The sequence below is a fragment of the Streptomyces sp. NBC_00005 genome, assembly GCF_045160215.1.
Lineage (GTDB): Bacteria > Actinomycetota > Actinomycetes > Streptomycetales > Streptomycetaceae > Streptomyces.
In genome coordinates, this window is sequence record NZ_CP108316.1 from 2,818,022 (window position 1) to 2,835,856 (window position 17,835).

Consider the following 17,835-nt stretch of genomic DNA (forward strand, 5'->3'; position numbering starts at 1 on the left):
ATGAGCACGATCACGACCGAGGCGCTCTCGGAGACCACCCTGCTGCGGTTCGCCACCGCCGGCTCCGTCGACGACGGTAAGTCGACCCTGGTGGGGCGGCTGCTGCACGACTCCAAGTCGGTCCTCACCGACCAGTTGGAGGCCGTCGCGCACGCCTCCCGCAACCGCGGCCAGGACACCCCCGACCTCGCCCTCCTCACCGACGGCCTGCGGGCCGAGCGCGAGCAGGGCATCACCATCGACGTGGCCTACCGCTACTTCGCCACGCCCAAGCGCCGGTTCATCCTCGCCGACACGCCCGGCCACGTGCAGTACACCCGCAACATGGTGACGGGTGCCTCCACCGCCGAGCTGACGGTGATCCTCGTCGACGCCCGCAACGGCGTCGTGGAGCAGACGCGGCGCCACGCCGCGATCGCAGCGCTGCTGCGCGTCCCGCACGTGGTCCTCGCCGTCAACAAGATGGACCTGGTCGACTACCAGGAGCCGGTCTTCGCCGCCATCGCCGAGGAGTTCACGGCGTACGCGCTCGAGCTGGGCGTCCCGGAGATCACCGCGATCCCGATCTCGGCACTGGCCGGCGACAACGTGGTGGACCCGTCCGCGAACATGGACTGGTACGGCGGCCCGACCTTCCTGGAGCACCTGGAGACGGTCCCGGTCGCGCACGACCTGAGCCACTGCCACGCGCGTCTTCCCGTGCAGTACGTGATCCGTCCGCAGACCGCCGAGCACCCGGACTACCGGGGCTACGCGGGCCAGATCGCGGCCGGTTCCTTCCACGTCGGCGAGCCGGTCACGGTGCTGCCCTCGGGCCGTGCCTCGCGGATCTCCGGCATCGACCTGCTCGGCGAGCCGGTCGACATCGCCTGGACCACGCAGTCGGTGACCCTCCTGCTGGAGGACGACATCGACATCTCGCGCGGCGACCTGATCGTGCCCAGCAAGGATGCCCCGGCGACCACGCAGGACATCGAGGCGACCGTCTGCCACGTCGCCGACCAGGCGCTGACCATCAACCACCGGGTGCTGCTCAAGCACGGCACCCGCACGGTCAAGGCGATCGTCAAGGACATCCCGTCCCGTCTCACGCTCGACGACCTGTCCCTGCACCCGCACCCGGGACAGCTCGTCGCCAACGACATCGGCCGCGTGAAGATCCGCACCGCGGAGCCGCTGCCGGTCGACTCCTACGCCGACTCGCGGCGCACGGGCTCGTTCATCCTGATCGACCCGAACGACGGCACCACGCTCACCGCGGGCATGGTCGGCGAGTCGTTCGCGTCGCCGGAGCCCGTCAAGGACGAGTCCGAGGACGACGGGTGGGACTTCTGACATGAACTCCACCGACTACTACTCCACGTTCGCGAAGGAGGGCGGCCGCGTCGGCAGCGGCGCCCTCGGCAGCGGGCAGGGCGGGGTCGCGCGATGTGCGTGCTGACGTACGCGCACTGCTTGCGCGCCCCGTCCCCCCACCCGCCGTCCCGGAAGCGACGAAGACCTGCCGACCTCCCGGCCACGACCTGAGAGACCGTGACCGCCGGGCCTCCGAGAGGAACACCTCCCGTGCCTGTCAACCGCTCAACGCTCCTTCGCCGCGGCATCGCCGTGGCAGCCGCTCTCCCGCTCCTCACTCTCGCTGCCTGCAGCTACGGGTCCAAGTCCACGGCCGACAACGCCAAGGAGAAGGTCGCCGCCGGGTCGTCGAAGATCGACGGGCTCGACTCCGTCAAGATCGGATACTTCGGCAACCTGACCCACGGCACCGCGCTCGTCGCCCGCCAGCAGGGCCTCTTCCAGAAGGAACTGGGCGCCACCAAGGCGAACTACCAGATCTTCAACGCGGGTCCCTCGGAGATCGAGGCCCTCAACTCGAAGTCCCTCGACATCGGTTGGATCGGCCCGTCCCCCGCGATCAACGGTTACACCAAGGCCAACGGCACCAACCTGCGCATCATCGGCGGTTCGGCCTCCGGCGGCGTGAAGCTGGTCGTCAACCCGAAGAAGATCAAGTCCCTGAAGGACGTCAAGGGCAAGAAGATCGCGACCCCGCAGCTCGGCAACACCCAGGACGTGGCGTTCCTCAACTGGATCGCGGACCAGGGCTGGAAGGTCGACGCGGACACCGGCAAGGGCGATGTGTCGGTGATCCGCACCGACAACAAGATCACCCCGGATGCCTATGAGTCCGGTGCCATCGACGGCGCCTGGGTGCCGGAGCCGACCGCGTCCAAGCTGGTCGCGGAGGGCGGCAAGGTGCTGCTCGACGAGTCGACCCTGTGGCCCGACAAGAAGTTCGTGATCACGAACATCGTCGTACGGCAGGCGTTCCTCAAGGAGCACCCGAAGGCCGTCGAGGCCGTGCTGAAGGCCGCGGTCAAGGCCAACAAGTGGATCAACGCCAATCCTGACAAGGCGAAGGCCTCGGCGAACAAGCAGCTGGAGGCGGACTCGGGCAAGGCGCTCCCGGCGAACGTCCTGGACCCGGCCTGGAAGTCGATCCAGTTCACCGACGACCCGCTGGCAGCCACCCTCAACACCGAGGCGGCGCACGCGGTCAAGGCCGGTCTGCTGGAGAAGCCGAACCTGAAGGGCATCTACGACCTCACGCTCCTCAACAAGGTCCTCAAGGCCGAGGGCGCGAGCACGGTCGACGACGCCGGTCTCGGCGCCAGCTGATTCCCGCCCGACGAGTTCCCAGGAGGTGACGACCATGGCAACGACCACGACACTCGCCAAGGCCGAAGAGTCGGTGGAGTACGCCGCTCGGCTTGAGCATGTCTCGAAGTCCTTCGCAGGACCGGGCGGGCAGCAGCTCGTCCTGGACGACATCAGCCTCGATGTCGCGCCCGGCGAGTTCGTCACACTCCTGGGGGCCTCGGGCTGTGGCAAGTCCACCCTGCTGAACCTGGTGGCGGGACTGGACCGGCCGACCGTCGGTTCGATCGCGACCGACGGCCGCCCGGCCCTGATGTTCCAGGAGCACGCCCTCTTCCCGTGGCTGACCGCGGGCAAGAACATCGAACTCGCCCTCAAGCTCAGGGGAGTTGCGAAGAACGACCGGCGCGACAAGGCCGAGGAGCTGCTCGAGCTCGTCCGGCTGAAGGGCGCGCACGGCAAGCGCGTCCACGAGCTGTCGGGCGGTATGCGTCAGCGTGCGGCGCTGGCCCGCGCTCTTGCTCAGGAGAGCAATCTGCTCCTGATGGACGAGCCGTTCTCGGCCCTGGACGCCATCACCCGAGACGTGCTGCACGACGAGCTGACCCGTATCTGGGAGGAGACCGGCCTCTCCGTCCTGTTCGTCACGCACAACGTGCGCGAGGCGGTGCGGCTCGCCCAGCGCGTCATCCTGCTGTCGTCCCGCCCCGGCCGGATCGCCCGCGAGTGGACTGTCGGCATCCCGCAGCCGCGCCGTATCGAGGACGCGCCGGTTGCCGAACTGTCCCTTGAGATCACCGATGTACTGCGTGGGGAGATCCGCCGCCATGGCCAGCACTGAGACGACCGCAGCTCAGGATGTCGGGAGCGTCGAGGCCGGCCTCGACGCGCTGGAGACCTCGGCCAAGGTCCGTACTCCCTTCAGCCAGACCTTCAAGAACAAGATCCTGCCGCCGATCACCGCGATCGTCGTGGTCATCGTGGCCTGGTACCTCCTCTACCCGATCGTCGACAACCCGACGAAGCTGCCCTCCCCGGGCGATGTGTGGGCCGAGGTCGAGGACCTGTGGCTCAAGGGCACTCTGCTCAGTTACATCTGGGGCAGCGTCTCCCGCGGCCTGTTCGGCTTCCTGCTCGCCCTGGCCATCGGTACGCCGCTGGGTCTGGTGGTGGCGCGGGTGAAGTTCGTGCGCGCGGCGTTCGGCCCGATCCTCTCCGGTCTGCAGTCGCTGCCCTCGGTCGCCTGGGTCGCGCCCGCGGTGATCTGGCTGGGTCTGGACAGCTCGGTGATGTACACCGTGATCCTGCTCGGTGCCGTGCCCTCGATCGCCAACGGCCTGGTGTCGGGCGTCGACCAGGTGCCCCCGCTGTTCCTGCGCGCGGGCCGCACCCTGGGGGCGACCGGCCTGCGCGGCACGTGGCACATCGTGATGCCGGCGGCGCTGCCCGGCTATGTGGCCGGTCTGAAGCAGGGCTGGGCGTTCTCCTGGCGTTCCCTGATGGCCGCCGAGATCATCGCCCAGTCGCCGGACATGGGGATGGGGCTGGGCCAGCTGCTGGAGACCGGCCGCACCAACAGCAGCATGGCGACCGTCTTCCTCGCGATCCTGCTCATCCTGTTCGTCGGCATAGCCATCGACCTGCTGATCTTCAGCCCGCTGGAGCGGTGGGTGCTGCGCAGCCGCGGTCTGCTGGTGAAGAGCTGAGTCACATGTTCAAGAAGCCCGTTCTCCTTGTCATCGCCCACGGCAGCCGCGACCCGCGGCACGCCGCGACGGTGCACGCCCTCGTACGGCGGGTGCGCTCCCTGCGCCCCGGCGTACGGGTGGAGACCGGCTTCCTGGACTTCAACATCCCGTCCGTGCGAGGGGTGTTGGAGTCCCTGGCGGCGGAGGGCGTCCGTGACGTCGTGGCCCTCCCGCTCCTCCTTACGCGCGCGTTCCACGCGAAGGCGGACATCCCCGCGGTCCTCCGGGACGCGCCGCCGCAGCTGCGCATCCGCCAGGCGGAGGTGCTCGGCCCGGCGCCGCTGCTCCTGTCCGCCCTCGAACGGCGTTTGTACGAGGCCGGGTTGACGCCCGCCGACAAGTCCTCGACCGGGGTCGTCCTGGCCTCGGCGGGGTCCACCGACCCGGAGGCGATCGCGGTGATCGCAGAAATCGCGCGGGAGTGGCGGCACACCGGTTGGTGCGCCGTGCGACCCGCGTTCGCCTCCGCATCCCTTCCCCGCACCGAGGACGCGGTGCGGGAGCTCCGGGCGCTGGGCTGCGAGCGAGTGGCCGTCGCCCCGTACGTCCTGGCTCCCGGTTTCCTCCCGGACCGCATCGCGCGGGGCGCGGCTGAGGCCGACGTCCTGGCCGACGTGCTGGGCCCGGCGCCGGAGGTGGCCCGCGTGTTGCTGGAGCGGTACGACGCGGCACGGACGCCTCAACTGTCGGCTGTCAGCGCCTAACTAGTCGAGAAGCGCCAGAAGATATTCCTCCAGGCGCCCGGCCAGAACAGTCGGTGTCAGATCGGTCCGCCCCAGTTCCCGCCAGGGGACGGCGACCTTCTCCGCGTCGGGCGCGAAGGCCAAGGCGTCCAGGAGGCGCCAGTACAGGTGGGCCTCCGAGTCTTCGGCGAGGGTTCCGCCCGCCGCGAGGTAGTGGTCGGCGAACCGCAGGCCGACAGGCACTCCGTGCAGCAGGACCAGGGCAGTCGAGCAGTGGGCGACGTCCAGGTCGGCCGGGCCCCAGGACGTCTCCACCCAGTCGACGACGCCCGTGACGGCGAGGTCGGCTCCGTGTCCCGTGAAGAGGACGTTGCCGGGGTGGTAGTCGCGGTGCAGGAAGCAGGGCCGGTAGGGAGGGGCCGGGCGGCGGATCACGTCCACGGCGCGCCGCCACAGCTCGGGGCGCTTGGTCCCCTCCGGGATCTGCACCCGCTCGGGACCGGTCCACGCCTGGTACGTGCGCGGCCGGTCCTCTTCCGGCACGCGAAGCCCGTGAATCGCGGCCAACTGCCTGGCGAGCTGCTCGGTCTTCCGCTCGACGTCCTCCCCGTCCAGCCGCACGCTCCCCGAGAGCAGCGACATCACCAGCGACGGATGGTCGCAGTGCTCCGCCCTCGCGTCGACGGCGTGCAGCCGGGCGGCCGGCACCTGCGTGTCGGCCAGCAGGCGGAGGATGTCCGCCTCACGCGTGAGCAGCCCCAACGCGTGCTTCAGGAAGAAAGGTTGGACGAAGGACCGCAGCACGAGCGTGTACGGCTCCCCGGTGCCCTCGATGTCGAGGCGCCGCATCCGCGAGGTCCAGCCGCCCCGCAATTCCGCGACGGCACGGATGTGCTCGCCGGGGCGCAGGCTCCGCTCCACCCATACGCGGGTCCTCGACCAGTCCTCGGTCATGGAGACGGAGCCTACCGATCACGGCACAGGTCGTCGCCGAGCGGGGTGCGCCCGTACCGCACGATCCGGCCGCTCCGCGTGCGGCTCAGCAACCCCGCGCCGTGGAGTACCGCGAGGTGCTGGCTGACGGCTCCCGGGGTGACGTCCAGGCGGTGGGCGAGTTCCGTGGTGGAGGCGGGTTCCGCGAGGAGCAGGAGGAGGCGGGCCCTGGGGCGGCCGAGGAGGCGTACCAGGGCCGTGTCGGGGACCGGGGGCGGTGTCTCGGAGAGGGTGGCGCGGCCGTACGCCGGATAGATCAGGGTCGGCGGGCGCTGGGGGTCGATCAGGGGCTGGGCGCCCCTCGCGAACACGCTCGGCAGCAGTACCAGGCCGCGCCCGGCGATGCTCATGTCGGTCCACGGTGCCTGGACCATGAAGTCCCGTGTGGACAGGCGTAGTTGGCCGTCGGTCCAGGTGAGCCGGGCATCGAGTCCGGAGAACAGCGCGCCGGCGCCCTGTTCCGCCAACACCCTTGCCCGGTGGGCGAGATCGGCCTCCAGGACGCTCTGTGCACGGGGCCACCAGTCGGCGGCCAGGCAGGTGTGCCAGTAGGCGTCGAGGGCATCCGTCAGCCGGACGAGGAAGGCCTCGGGGTCGGCGAGGCCCTCGGCGACGACGGGCGGCAGTGCCTCCTGGGAGCGGTACGTGGCGTGGAAGTCGGCGACCACGACGTCCGGCGGGGTCGCCCGCAGCCGGTCCAGTTCGTCGGCGAAGGCCGGGCGGGCCCGTTCGGGGCGCGGGGTGAGGAAGTCCGGCACCCACAGCCAGGGGGCGACGAGGGCGGTGAGCAACTCACCGTCCAGGGCGTCGAGTCGGGGGCGGATGCGGTGCAGCCACGGCCGGTGGTGCGGGTAGCGGGTCGGGTCGTGCAGGCAGCGCAGCGAGAACACCGCCTCCTGGAGCGGCGAGTACGCGAAGGAGGTGGTGGCGAGGTCACCGACGGCGAAGCGGAACTCGATCATTGAGCCCCACGCTAAATCAATGTCGGCGTCCGTGGGTGGGCGGCTTGGCTGGGTGCATGACCACGACACCCGCGTCCGCGGCATCCGACCAGGACGGCGACAGTACGGTCGTTGCCCGCCCCGACCGCGCCACCCGGGCCGCCGGCCTCCTCCCGGCCGACTCCGCCCTGCGCCGCGCCACCCTGATCACGGTCTTCAACTCCCTCGGCAACGGCCTCTACTTCCCGCTCGGCGTCCTGTACTTCACCCGCATCGTCGGCCTGGACGCGACCGCGGTCGGGCTCGGGATGACGATGGCGGGGCTGGTCGGTGTGGCGGCGGGGGTGCCGGCCGGCCGGGCCGCCGACCGGTGGGGCGCCCGGCAGGTGGGGGCGCTGCTGTGGGGCGGGACCGGGGTGGCGACGGCCGCGTACGTGCTGGTGCACTCGTACGCCGGTTTCCTCGTCGCGGTCGTCTGCGCGACCGGGCTGCAGATGGCGAGCCGGGGTGTGCAGGGCGCGATCTACGCCGACGTGCTCCCGGCGGCGACCCGGGTGGAGGCGCGCGCGTATCTGCGGATGATCACCAACGTGGGCATGGGCGTGGGCGGTGCGTTCGGGGCGATCGCGCTGCAACTCGACACGCGGGGCGCCTATATGACGGTGATTCTGGTGAACGCGCTGTCGTTCCTGGCGCCCGCCTCGATGGTGCGCCGGCTGCCGTTGGCGGCGCACGTGGTGGAACGGGTGGCGGCCCAGAAGGAGCCTGCGGCCGTGAGCTCCTGGCGGGCGGTGCGGGATCTGCCGTTCCTTGCGGTGACCGTGCTGAACGCGGTGCTGGTCGTGCAGTACACCCTGTCCGAGGTCGGTCTGCCGCTGTGGATCGTCGAGCGGACCGAGGCGCCGCGCTGGACGGCGGCCCTGCTGATGATCGTGAACTGTGTCCTGGTGGCGCTGCTTCAGGTGCGGGTCGCCCGCCGGGCCTCCCAAGTGCCCAGCGCCGTACGGGCGATGGGCTGGTCGGGGCTGCTGCTGGCGGCGGCCTGCGCGGTGTACGCCGTATCGGCGGGCCTGTCCCCTGTGTGGGCCGTGCTGGCGCTGACCGTCGGCGCCGTGGTGCAGGTCTTCGCGGAGGTGCTGTCGGCGGCCGGCGGCTGGACCCTCGGCTACGAACTCGCCGACGCCCGCGCCCACGGTGTCTACCAGGGCGTCTTCGGCGCGGGCTTCTCCGCCGGAATGATGGCGGGCCCGGCCCTGGTCACGGTGACCGCGATCCAACACGGCGCGGTGGGCTGGGCGGTGCTGGGCGTGCTGTTCGCGGTCACGGGCCTCGCGGTCCGTCCCGCCGTGCGCTGGGCACGGCGGGACGGGGAGTGGCGCGGCGAGGCCGTCGCCTGAGCGGGGCTCAGGACCGGGTGGTCGCCGTGGCCGTGGCCGCGGGTCCGGTTCCGGCCGCCGTCACCGCGGCGACGGTCACGGTGTACGACGTCCCGGGCTTCAGCCCGCCGATCACCCGGAACATGCCCTTGACGGAGGGCTGGGTGACCAGGACGTCCCGGCCGGTGACGTCGATCGGGTCGCGTCCGTCGGAGACGGTCACCCGGTAGCCCACGATCTTCGCGTCCCCGGTCGCGGTCGGCGGGGTCCAGGCGAGGGTGGCCGCCGTGGACGCCGTACGCAGCTTGGGGCCGGTGGGCGCGCCCGGCAGGGTGCTCGCCGCCGTGGGCGTCAGAGGCAGCGAGGCGAGCGACGAGGCACTGCTCCCGTACGCGTTGCTTGCGGTGACCGTCACGGTGAACGGCCCTCCGCCAGAAGGCAGTTCGCCGATCCGCACGACCGCAGTCCGCTTGAACTCGGCCGCGGACACGCCCTGTTGGCCGACCAGCTTGCCCGTCGCGTCGTACGCCCGCGCCGTGTACGACGTCACCGGCGAACCGCCGTCCGCGAAGGTCGGGTTGAAGGTCACGTACAGGGCGTCCGTGCCTGCCGTGCTGGTGCCGACGCGGGACGGTGCCTCCGGGGCGGACGCGGCGCCGACACGGCGGTCGAGCAGGCCCTTGTAGGCGGGCTCGAGTCCGGCGTTGTCCAGGATCTGCGACGGTACGTCGGACGGGGCGGCCATGATCCGGTTGCCGGTCGTCACCAGCCCCTTGTTGTCGCCGTCGGCCGTGCCCTCCTCCCACCAGTTGTCCTTGATGAGCGTCGGGTCGTTGTTGCCGAGGTCGTCTCGGTAGTCGGTGTGCCGGGAGGAGACGTTGGCGTAGGAGGCGTTGTAGAGGACGTTGCCCTCGACGGTCTCGTAGGTGCAGCCGTTGTCGGTGTAGACGTTCTTGCCCAGGCCCCACTGGTCGTGGATGACGTTGCCGGTGACCTTCTCGCCGTCGGCCATGGAGGTGCCGGTCAGGCCCTGGGTGTAGATGCCGCCGCCGTCGTCGAGCATCTGCATGTAGTCGACGATCAGGTTGTCGCTGACGGCGTTGTCGTGGCTCGGGTTCGGGGTCGCCGGGTCGCCGATCTTGTCGGGCCAGCCGCCCCAGCCCATCGAGATCGCCGAGTAGCCGACGTGGTCGATCTGGTTGTGGGCGATGGTGTTGTGCTGGGTGTAGCCGTTGAGGATGGCGACTCCGCCGTGGTACTCGCGGGGCAGGCCGTAGAGGTGATTGTTCGTCACCTGGACGCCGGAGACCGGGGTTTGGCCGTCCGCTGCCCCCACGCCCCCGATCTCCATTCCGTTGCCGGAGATGTCGGTGAAGATGCTGCCGCTGACGGACGAGTCCTTGCTTCCGGTGCCCAAGTCCAGTCCGGACGCGCCGAGATGGGCGAAGACGTCGTCGGCGAACTCGATGCGCTGTCCGTACGCGAAGGACACGTTGCCGGGCATCTTCGTCCAGGACGCGAACGGACAGGTCCCGCCCTCGACGTACTGGCACAACCCCTGGGTGGCCCAGCCCTGTTGGCCGGTGACGGTGTAGCCGGCCTGGATCTCGGAGAAGCCCTCGGGCTGCGAGGGCGTCAGCCAGGTCGCGTAGCTGAACTGGATGCCGCGGAAGGCGATGTCGTGGACCGGCGCGGCCGCCGTGCCCCGCCCGTCGACCAGTTTCTCGGCCGCGGCGGCCTCGACGTCGGCGCGGCCGAGGTTCTCGCCCTTGCGGGGCAGGTAGTAGACCTCGTGCGCGCTCTTGTCGAGGTACCACTCGCCGGGCTGGTCGAGGAGTTCGTAGGCGTTCTCGACGTACGTCGCCCTGCCGCCGTTGGTGAGCTTGCCCGGGCCGACCATGCCGACCGTGCGGCCGGGGATGTCGGGGAACTCGACCCGCTTGTTGGAGTTGTCCCAGCAGGGCTGGACCATGGTGATCGTGGTGCCCTCGGCGGAGGCGATGCGGCAGCGCGGCTCGGTCCACTGACCCAGGCCGTTGCGCTCGATGTTCCACAGTGCCTCGCCGCTGGTGTAGACGAACTCGGCGTCGGACGGGTGTTTCCAGTGCGCGATGGCGTCCGAGGAGGCGGTGTAGCCGGTGGCGGTCTGGGTCAGCTGGACGGGCACGGCGCCGCGGGCCCGCTGGGCGCGCACCCCGTCTACGTACAACTGCCGTGTGTCGGTGAGCCCTTGGGGCGCCGGCGCGGTCCACAGCCCCGGCCGCCCGTGGACCGGGCGCCATCCGGTGACCTGGCGGCCGCCGCTGACGACGGTGGCGCCGGTGCCCTGCCAGATCACCCGGTGCCCGTTCGTGCCGGAGTCGCGGGCGTCGAGGACGAGGGGCTTCGACTGCCGGTAGGTGCCCGAGGCGAGGTGGACCGTCAGGTCGGACCTCAGATGCGCGGCCCGGGCACGGGCCAGGGTCTGGGCGCGTTGCAGGGTGCGGACGGGATGTCGTGCGGTGCCGTCGGCGTGGTCGTTGCCGGCGGGTGAGACATAGAGGTCCGAGGACGCGGCCTGGGCCGGGGCCGCGAGGCCCGGAATCCCGAGGGCGAGGACAGCGGTGACGAGGGTGACGAGGGCGGCTCTTCGGTGCGTGGGCATGTACCCCTCCCGTGGGATCAGCCTGTACCCAACGCCGGGAAAGGTAGGAGCACTTAGGTGCCTCGGTCAATGAAAGGGACAGAAATTGCCGAGATCCTCGATGAATCCGGTTGATTCATCGGATCAACCGGATCAGTTGGATCAGCTCGACCAGTTGGGTCGGATCAGCTGGGTCGGATCAGCTGGATCAGTCGAAGCTGAGTCCTCCCGTGCGGGTGCGCTTCAGCTCGAAGAAGTCCGGGTGGGAGGCCAGGACCCGGAAGCTGTCGAAGAGTTCGGCTGCCGTCGCGCCGCGCGGGATCGCCCGCAGCACGGGGCCGAACCACACCGTTTGGTCGACATGGATGGTGGGTGTGCCCACATAGCCGCCCGAGTCGGGTTCGACGCCGGCCTCATGACTACGCCGTACCCCCTCGTCGTACGACGGATCGTGCGCGGCGGCGGCGAGATCGGCCTCGAGGCCGACTTCGGCGAGCGAGTCGGCGACGACCGCGGCGAAGTTGTCGGCGGAGTCGGCCTTGCGCTCGTGGATGCGGGTGCCGAAGGCGGTGTACAGGTCGCGCAGGACCTTCTCCCCGTGCCGCTCCGCGGCCGCTGTGGCCACCCGCACCGGGCCGATCGACCTGTCGACCAACTCCCGGTACCAGTCCGGGAGTTCGTTGCCGATGTTGTGCAGATACAGGCTCATCGCGTGGAAGCGGAGGTCGAGCGGGCGCTCACGCTCGACCTCCAGCAGCCAGCGGGAGGTGATCCAGGCGAAAGGACAGGCGGGGTCGAACCAGAAGTCGACGCGGGTGGGCGATGCGTTCGTCATGCGGTCGACGCTACGCGCCGGTTGGTCCAGTATCCCGGCCCAATCAAGCGCTTTTCTACTGACCCAATTTCTCCCGGGCGAGCCTCGGGTCCCGTCCGCTGGCGGCGAGCGCGCGGTCGAACAGCGGCGCGTCGTCCGGCACGGGCACCGGGTCGGCGAAGCCGTCGTACTGCCGGTAGAGCTCGCCGTGCTTCTCGACCACGTCGAGGACGAACCGGGCCGCGTCGTCGCAGACGTGGAACTCCTGGCCGGTGGCGGTGGCGACGTCCCAGCCGTGCACCGCCATCTCCTTGATGACCATCGAGGCGATCTCGACGGCGGGCATCTTCGCCATGCCGAGGTCGACCTCGCCCTCCCACACCGCCGGGTCCGCCCAGGCCGCGACGGCGCGGTCCAGCTGGGCGGCGTACGCCTCGGCCCAGTCCGGGTCGGTGGTGAAGTCGCGGGCGGTCAGCTCCTCGGGGAGCTGCTTGCGCAGGGCACGGTGCTCCAGGCCGTGGGAGGTGTAGAGGACCCAGTGGTTGGTCAGGGCGCGGGTGTCCCAGTCCGTGCAGTGGGTGGGATCGGGGTTGCCGAGCTGTGCCGCCGTGACCCCGCGCGCGACGCGGGCCGCCTCGGCGGCGCATTCGCTCATGTACCGGTGCAGGTCGTCCGTGGTGGGGTGCAGATCGTCGTACGTCATGCACCCCACGCTAGGGAGGGCTCGCTCAGGACTCTTGAACAAACGCGACAGCCTCGTCGGCGAGGCGGAGGAGCTCCGGCACCGGCATCGATCCGGGGGCGCGGTGCTCGCGCGCGAAGGTGTTCGCGAGGTGCTGGAGCAGTTCGTTGAGCGGTGTCGGTACGCCGTGCAGGCGCCCGAGGAGCGCGATCTCGCCGTTGAGGTGGTCGGCCTCGATGCTGCCGGTGCCGCGGCTGAGGGACTGCCAGGAGGAGCCGCCGCCACGCGGGGCACCGTCGAGGGGGACCAGATCCACCTTGTGGCCGCGTACCGCCTTCTGCTCCTCGACGCTCGCGTACGCGATCCCGGCGGCGTCGAGCACGGCCTCGCCCTCGGCCCGCACGCGCGCGTAGAGCTCCTCGGATGCCTCGCCGACGCGACCGCTCACCGCCTCGATCGCGTTGCCGAGGTTGGACAGCAGCTTGGCGTACTGCCAGCGCGCCACGTCGGATGCGACCGGTGCCTCGAAGTGCGACTTCTCCAGGTCGGCGGCGACGAGGCGGAGGGTCTCGTCGGTGCCGTGGGGGTGGCGGCCGAGGTGGAGGATGCCGGTGAGCGGGGCCCCGCCCGCGGAGACGACGCCCGGTTCGATGAACGTCGAGGGCAGCCAGACGCAGACGCCGTACACATGCCGGAACACGCGCAGGGCGAGGCGCTGGCCCTCCACCCCGTTCTGCGCGCAGAACAGCGGCAGCCGCCCGGCCGCGGTGCCGCCGCCCGCGACCGGGACCGGGCCCCAGGTCTGCAGGGCGGCCGCGGTGTCCTGTGTCTTGACGGCGAGGACGAGCACGTCGTCGGGCCGCAGCTCGCCGAGCCCGGCCGGCCCGTCGACCGTCGGCAGCCGGTAGGTGAACGTGCCGTCCGGCACCGTGAGCCGCAGCCCGCCGTCCCGCAGCGCCGCGTAGTGTGCACCCCGCGCGACCAGAACCACCTCGTGCCCCGAACCCGCGAGACGCCCGCCGATCGAACCGCCGACGGCTCCCGCTCCGATGATGATGTAGCGCATGGGAGGAGCCTCGCACAGTTGTGTGTACCTTCCATGAAGCACCGGGTTGACCTTGCCCCTGGGACAGGGCCGAGCGTCCCGGGCATGGGCAGCCACCTGAAGCAGACGCCGTACAGCGATCCCGGGGACCTGGACCTCGGCGGGCTGCCGCGTGATCCCGGCCAACTCGCCCATGTCGTAAGAGATCTGATCCTCCATCGGCTGGAGGGAGAGCGCCTGGGGTTCGAGATTCCGGACCAACGGCTGCACCACGACGGCGAGTCGCGGTACCTGCGCGAGATCCTGCGGATCCTGCACGGCTCCGCGGGGCCGCTCACCGAACCCCGGGCGTACGGGGAGCGGTTCGTCGGAACATGCCGGGACTTCGCCCTGCTGCACGTCGCCCTGTTGCGGGCGACGGGCACGCCGGCCCGGGTGCGGGGCGGGTTCGGCACGTACTTCGTCGACGGGTTCCACGAGGACCACTGGGTCACCGAGTACCGCCTGCCGAACGGGAGTTGGCGGCTGGTCGACCCACAGGTCCTGCATCCGGCGTACGACGTGGACTTCGACCCGCTGGACGTGCCGCGGGACCGTTTCGTGAGGTCGGGCGAGGCCTGGCGGGCGTGCCGGGAAGGGCGGGCCGATCCGCGGACGTTCGGGGTCTGGGGCGTCGAGCGCTACCGGGGGACGGAGTTCGTCCGCCACAGCCTCGTTCTCGATCTGGCCTGCCGCAACGGCGTCGAGACGCTGCCGTGGGACGGCTGGCTTCCGCTGGCCGGACTCGACGACGACCCCGGCTCACTGTCCGCCGACGACCTCGCGCTCCTGGACACGGTGGCCGCCTGCAGCTCCGAGGACGAGGCCCGACGCCTGTACGCGGATCCCCGGCTGGCCCCGCCCCGCGAGATCCTCTCGCGGACGCCCTACCTCGGCCTGCGTGCGGTCACTCTCCCCCGGCCGTGAGCTCCACCAGCTTCAGCACGGTGTTCCAGTTGCGGGTGGTGGCGATCAGGCCCTTGTTGATACGGGGCTTGGAGAGGTGCACGGCGAGCTGGGAGCGGCCGAGGCCGTCCGGGGCGTACAGGTACAGCGCGCGGTCGCCGAGGCGGAACTCCTCGGGCAGGTACGCCTGTTGGTCGATCTGAGCGAACCGCTCGGCGTCGACCGGTACGGAGAAGTAGGTGACGTGGAGCTGCTTGGCCTCCAGCTCGGCGGCCGGGAAGGGGCAGGCCTCGGCGATCGCGGCGAGGTAGGCGTGGTCGCGCACGATCACGTCGACGGCGAAGCCGAAGTGCTTCTCGATCGCCTCGGCGAGCTCGGCGGCAAGGGACTCCTCGTCGCCGTGGTCGCTGACGAAGACGGCCTGGCCGCTCTGCAGATGGGTGCGTACGCCGTGGTGGCCGAGGCCGTCCATGAGCTGCCGCAGTTCGGCCATCGGGAGCTTCTTCTTGCCGCCCACGTTGATCCCGCGCAGCAGCGCCGCATACGTCGTCGTCATCCGCACACCATAGGACGGCCGTCGTGCCCCGTGGGGGTGGGCACGACGGCCGTGTCCGCACGAGCGGACTGCGCGAAACTCTGGCCGAACCGCGGGCCCGGATCAACACCTACACGCACCTGTGACTTGTTCAACAAGGTTTCGTAATAACAAAGGTGGAGCGATACCGACGGACCGGACACGGGCCGGACGTCGCTCGGCGGCGTCCGAGCGACGTCGCGGGGTGGAGGGGCTCCCCGATCTCCACCCCCGAGAGGTCCGGATAGATGTAAGGGGCCGACGTCCTCCCCAGCGGTGAGGCGCCGGGGTCCGAGCGGAGGAGTCGCGCCCGCCGCACCTCACCGGGCAGCACGACGAGATGGTCTTATCCCGCCCATACCTTCGAAACGAAAGGTGGCGGCAGGGGGCTGTCACCGCATATGAGGGGGCAAGCCCATCATGGGGAACGGAGATTTGCGGGTGCGGGGCATCGCCGCCCGGGCCGGCGGCTGGAGCGCCCGGCACCGATGGGCTGCCGTCGGAATATGGGTGCTGTTCGTCGTCCTGGCGATGGGGCTCGGTTCGGCCACGGGCCGGGTCGACGTCAAGGACAGCGACCAGCTCAAGGGCGAGACGCACACCGCCGCCAAGATCATCGAGGACGCGGGGATCGAGGAACCGGCGAGCGAGACGGTACTGATCCAGGCGAAGGGCAGCGGAGTCACGGCGACGGACGCCCGGTTCAGGGCCGCCGTCAGCGCGGTCGTCAAGGCCGTCGACGGGACCGGCAAGGTCACGGACGTGACGTCGCCGTACACCACGAAGACGATCTCCAAGGACGGGCGCAGCGCGCTGGTGCAGTTCGACATGCGCGGCGACGCCGAGACCGCGGGCGACCGGGTCGCGCCCGTGCTGAAGGCCGTCGACGGGGTGCAGAAGGACCACGAGACGCTGCGGATCGAGGAGATCGGCAGCGCCAGCATGCAGAAGACGTTCGACGACGCCTTCGGGGACGACTTCGAGAAGGCCGAGCTCTCCGCGGTGCCGGTGGCCCTCGGCATCCTGCTCATCGCCTTCGGCGCGCTGGTGGCGGCACTGCTGCCGGTGGCGCTCGCGGTGACCGCGATCATGGCGACGATGGGTCTGATGGGCGTCGTCAGCCATGTGATGCCGATGAGTGACACCGCCAACTCCGTGATGCTGCTCGTGGGTCTGGCCGTCGGTGTCGACTACTGCCTGTTCTATCTGCGCCGCGAGCGCGAGGAGCGCGAGGCGGGCCGGGACGCCCAGACGGCCCTGCGGATCGCCGCCGCCACCAGTGGCCGCGCGATCATCGTCTCCGGTGTCACGGTGTGCGTGGCGATGGCCGGCATGCTGTTCACCGGGCTCGCCGAGTTCGAGGCGATGGGTCTGGCCTCGCTGATGGTCGTGGCCGTCGCCATGGTCGGGTCGGTGACCGTACTGCCCGCGCTGCTCTCGCTGTTGGGCGAGCGGGTCGAGAAGGGGCGGATTCCGTTCCTGCGCAGGGCCATGGAGCGCCGCACCGCCCGCACGGGCGGGGAGAGCCCCTTCTGGGCCGCCGTCCTGCGCGGCGTACTCGCCAAGCCCCTCGTCTCCGTCCTCGTCGCGGCCGGTGCACTGCTGGCCATCGCGGCTCCCGCCGTCGGCATGAAGACCCAGAACCTCACGCTGGACCAGGAGTTCGGGAACTCGCTGCCGATCGTGCAGACGTACAACCGCGTCAACGACGCCTTCCCGGGCGGCTCCGAGCCGGCCGAGGTGGTCGTCAAGGCCAAGGACATCAACGCACCCGACGTGAAGTCCGCCCTCGCCGACTTCAAGGCGCGGGCGATCAGTTCGGGCGCCTCGCGCGGCCCGGTCGAGATCAAGCTGCACGACGCGCAGAACATCGCCTACGTGTACGTCCCGCTGGTCGGCGGCTCCGACCTGGACAAGGCGGGCGCCAGCCTGGACAAGCTGCGCGACGAGGTGCGGCCCGCCACGCTCGGCAGGATCGACGGCGTCCAGGCGCCGATCACCGGACAGGTCGCCGGCTCGCACGACTTCAACGACCAGCTCGGCGGCGCGGTCATCCCGGTGTTCGCGTTCGTGGTGGTCTTCGCCTTCCTGCTGATGCTGCTGTCGTTCCGCTCGCTGACGGTCGCGATCACGTCGATCCTGCTGAACCTGCTGTCGGTGGGCGCGGCCTACGGCGTCCTCGTCGCCGTGTTCCAACACGGCTGGGGCGCCTCGCTGGTGGGCGCGGAGGGCGTCGGAGCCATCATCACCTGGCTGCCGCTGTTCCTGTTCGTGATCCTGTTCGGCCTGAGCATGGACTACCACGTGTTCGTGGTCTCCCGGATCCGCGAGGCGCGCCTGCGGGGCCGTACGACGAAGGACGCGATCCAGCACGGTGTGGTCACCACGGCCGGTGTCGTCACCAGCGCCGCGGTCATCATGGTCGCCGTGTTCGCGATCTTCGGGACGCTGTCCATGCAGTCCATGAAGCAGATGGGTGTGGGCCTCGCGGTCGCGGTGCTCATCGACGCGACGATCATCCGGGGTGTGCTGCTCCCGGCGGTCATGGCACTGCTGGGCGAGCGCAACTGGTACCTGCCCAAGTGGCTGAACCGGCTGCCCGACCTCACGCACGACGAGGCGTCGGAGGCGGTCGTGGCGTCGGCGCCGGAGGAGAACGCGCCGCTGAGGGTCTGAGCCCTCCTGCAAGCAGAGGGCCCGTTGGTCTCCCGGGGGAGCCAACGGGCCCTCGTACGCCCTCCGAACGGCGTCGG

At 70.4% G+C, this 17,835-nt stretch carries 15 protein-coding genes; 8 read left to right on the forward strand and 7 right to left on the reverse strand.

Annotation, left to right across the window (positions count from 1 at the left end; translation table 11 throughout):
- From OG303_RS13260 to OG303_RS13280, 5 genes are all read left to right on the forward strand, one after another.
- The gene (locus tag OG303_RS13260; RefSeq protein WP_405868114.1) at nucleotides 1-1,335 is read left to right on the forward strand and encodes a sulfate adenylyltransferase subunit 1; all 1,335 of its coding nucleotides are present in this window, start codon (nucleotides 1-3) and stop codon (nucleotides 1,333-1,335) included.
- Nucleotides 1,336-1,566: 231 nt separating this feature from the next.
- Nucleotides 1,567-2,679, forward strand: coding sequence for an aliphatic sulfonate ABC transporter substrate-binding protein (locus OG303_RS13265; RefSeq protein WP_405868116.1), 1,113 nt, complete (start codon nucleotides 1,567-1,569; stop codon nucleotides 2,677-2,679).
- A gap of 34 nt (nucleotides 2,680-2,713) precedes the next feature.
- Nucleotides 2,714-3,499 (forward strand): ABC transporter ATP-binding protein, encoded by a 786-nt coding sequence (locus OG303_RS13270; RefSeq protein ID WP_405868118.1) that lies wholly within the window; start codon nucleotides 2,714-2,716, stop codon nucleotides 3,497-3,499.
- Nucleotides 3,486-4,364, forward strand: a complete 879-nt coding sequence (locus OG303_RS13275) for an ABC transporter permease (protein WP_405868120.1) — start codon at nucleotides 3,486-3,488, stop codon at nucleotides 4,362-4,364. The genes OG303_RS13270 and OG303_RS13275 overlap by 14 nt, the downstream gene beginning before the upstream one ends.
- A gap of 5 nt (nucleotides 4,365-4,369) precedes the next feature.
- Complete coding sequence (locus tag OG303_RS13280) at nucleotides 4,370-5,110, forward strand: sirohydrochlorin chelatase (RefSeq protein WP_405868122.1); 741 nt, start codon at nucleotides 4,370-4,372, stop codon at nucleotides 5,108-5,110.
- On the opposite strand, the gene OG303_RS13285 is transcribed toward OG303_RS13280, so the two are convergent.
- Nucleotides 5,111-6,043 carry a phosphotransferase family protein gene (locus OG303_RS13285; RefSeq protein WP_405868124.1) on the reverse strand — a complete coding sequence of 311 codons (933 nt, stop codon included), beginning with the start codon at nucleotides 6,041-6,043 and terminating at the stop codon, nucleotides 5,111-5,113.
- A gap of 11 nt (nucleotides 6,044-6,054) precedes the next feature.
- Complete coding sequence (locus OG303_RS13290) at nucleotides 6,055-7,044, reverse strand: ArsR family transcriptional regulator (protein ID WP_405868126.1); 990 nt, start codon at nucleotides 7,042-7,044, stop codon at nucleotides 6,055-6,057.
- A 56-nt stretch (nucleotides 7,045-7,100) separates the two neighbouring features.
- Between OG303_RS13290 and OG303_RS13295 the strand changes: the two genes are divergently transcribed.
- Entirely contained in the window at nucleotides 7,101-8,420 is a 1,320-nt protein-coding gene (locus OG303_RS13295; RefSeq protein ID WP_405868128.1) for an MFS transporter, read from the forward strand.
- 7 nt (nucleotides 8,421-8,427) lie between these two features.
- On the opposite strand, the gene OG303_RS13300 is transcribed toward OG303_RS13295, so the two are convergent.
- The 4 genes from OG303_RS13300 to OG303_RS13315 all read right to left on the reverse strand — a co-directional run bounded on the left by OG303_RS13300 (nucleotide 8,428) and on the right by OG303_RS13315 (nucleotide 13,584).
- Nucleotides 8,428-11,043, reverse strand: a complete 2,616-nt coding sequence (locus tag OG303_RS13300) for a fibronectin type III domain-containing protein (RefSeq protein ID WP_405868130.1) — start codon at nucleotides 11,041-11,043, stop codon at nucleotides 8,428-8,430.
- A gap of 187 nt (nucleotides 11,044-11,230) precedes the next feature.
- A complete protein-coding gene (locus OG303_RS13305; RefSeq protein ID WP_405868132.1) occupies nucleotides 11,231-11,857 on the reverse strand; it encodes a DsbA family protein in 627 nt (208 codons plus the stop codon).
- 55 nt (nucleotides 11,858-11,912) lie between these two features.
- Nucleotides 11,913-12,539 carry a TIGR03086 family metal-binding protein gene (locus OG303_RS13310; protein ID WP_405868134.1) on the reverse strand — a complete coding sequence of 209 codons (627 nt, stop codon included), beginning with the start codon at nucleotides 12,537-12,539 and terminating at the stop codon, nucleotides 11,913-11,915.
- A gap of 25 nt (nucleotides 12,540-12,564) precedes the next feature.
- Entirely contained in the window at nucleotides 12,565-13,584 is a 1,020-nt protein-coding gene (locus OG303_RS13315; protein WP_405868136.1) for a ketopantoate reductase family protein, read from the reverse strand.
- Nucleotides 13,585-13,668: 84 nt separating this feature from the next.
- Between OG303_RS13315 and OG303_RS13320 the strand changes: the two genes are divergently transcribed.
- Nucleotides 13,669-14,529 carry a transglutaminase-like domain-containing protein gene (locus tag OG303_RS13320; RefSeq protein ID WP_405868138.1) on the forward strand — a complete coding sequence of 287 codons (861 nt, stop codon included), beginning with the start codon at nucleotides 13,669-13,671 and terminating at the stop codon, nucleotides 14,527-14,529.
- Here the strand turns inward: OG303_RS13320 and OG303_RS13325 are convergent.
- Nucleotides 14,510-15,064, reverse strand: a complete 555-nt coding sequence (locus tag OG303_RS13325) for a DUF1697 domain-containing protein (protein WP_405868140.1) — start codon at nucleotides 15,062-15,064, stop codon at nucleotides 14,510-14,512. The genes OG303_RS13320 and OG303_RS13325 overlap by 20 nt on opposite strands.
- A gap of 438 nt (nucleotides 15,065-15,502) precedes the next feature.
- Between OG303_RS13325 and OG303_RS13330 the strand changes: the two genes are divergently transcribed.
- Nucleotides 15,503-17,758: an MMPL family transporter gene (locus tag OG303_RS13330; RefSeq protein WP_405868142.1), complete on the forward strand. Its 2,256-nt coding sequence runs from the start codon at nucleotides 15,503-15,505 to the stop codon at nucleotides 17,756-17,758.
- Nucleotides 17,759-17,835: the final 77 nt, after the last annotated feature.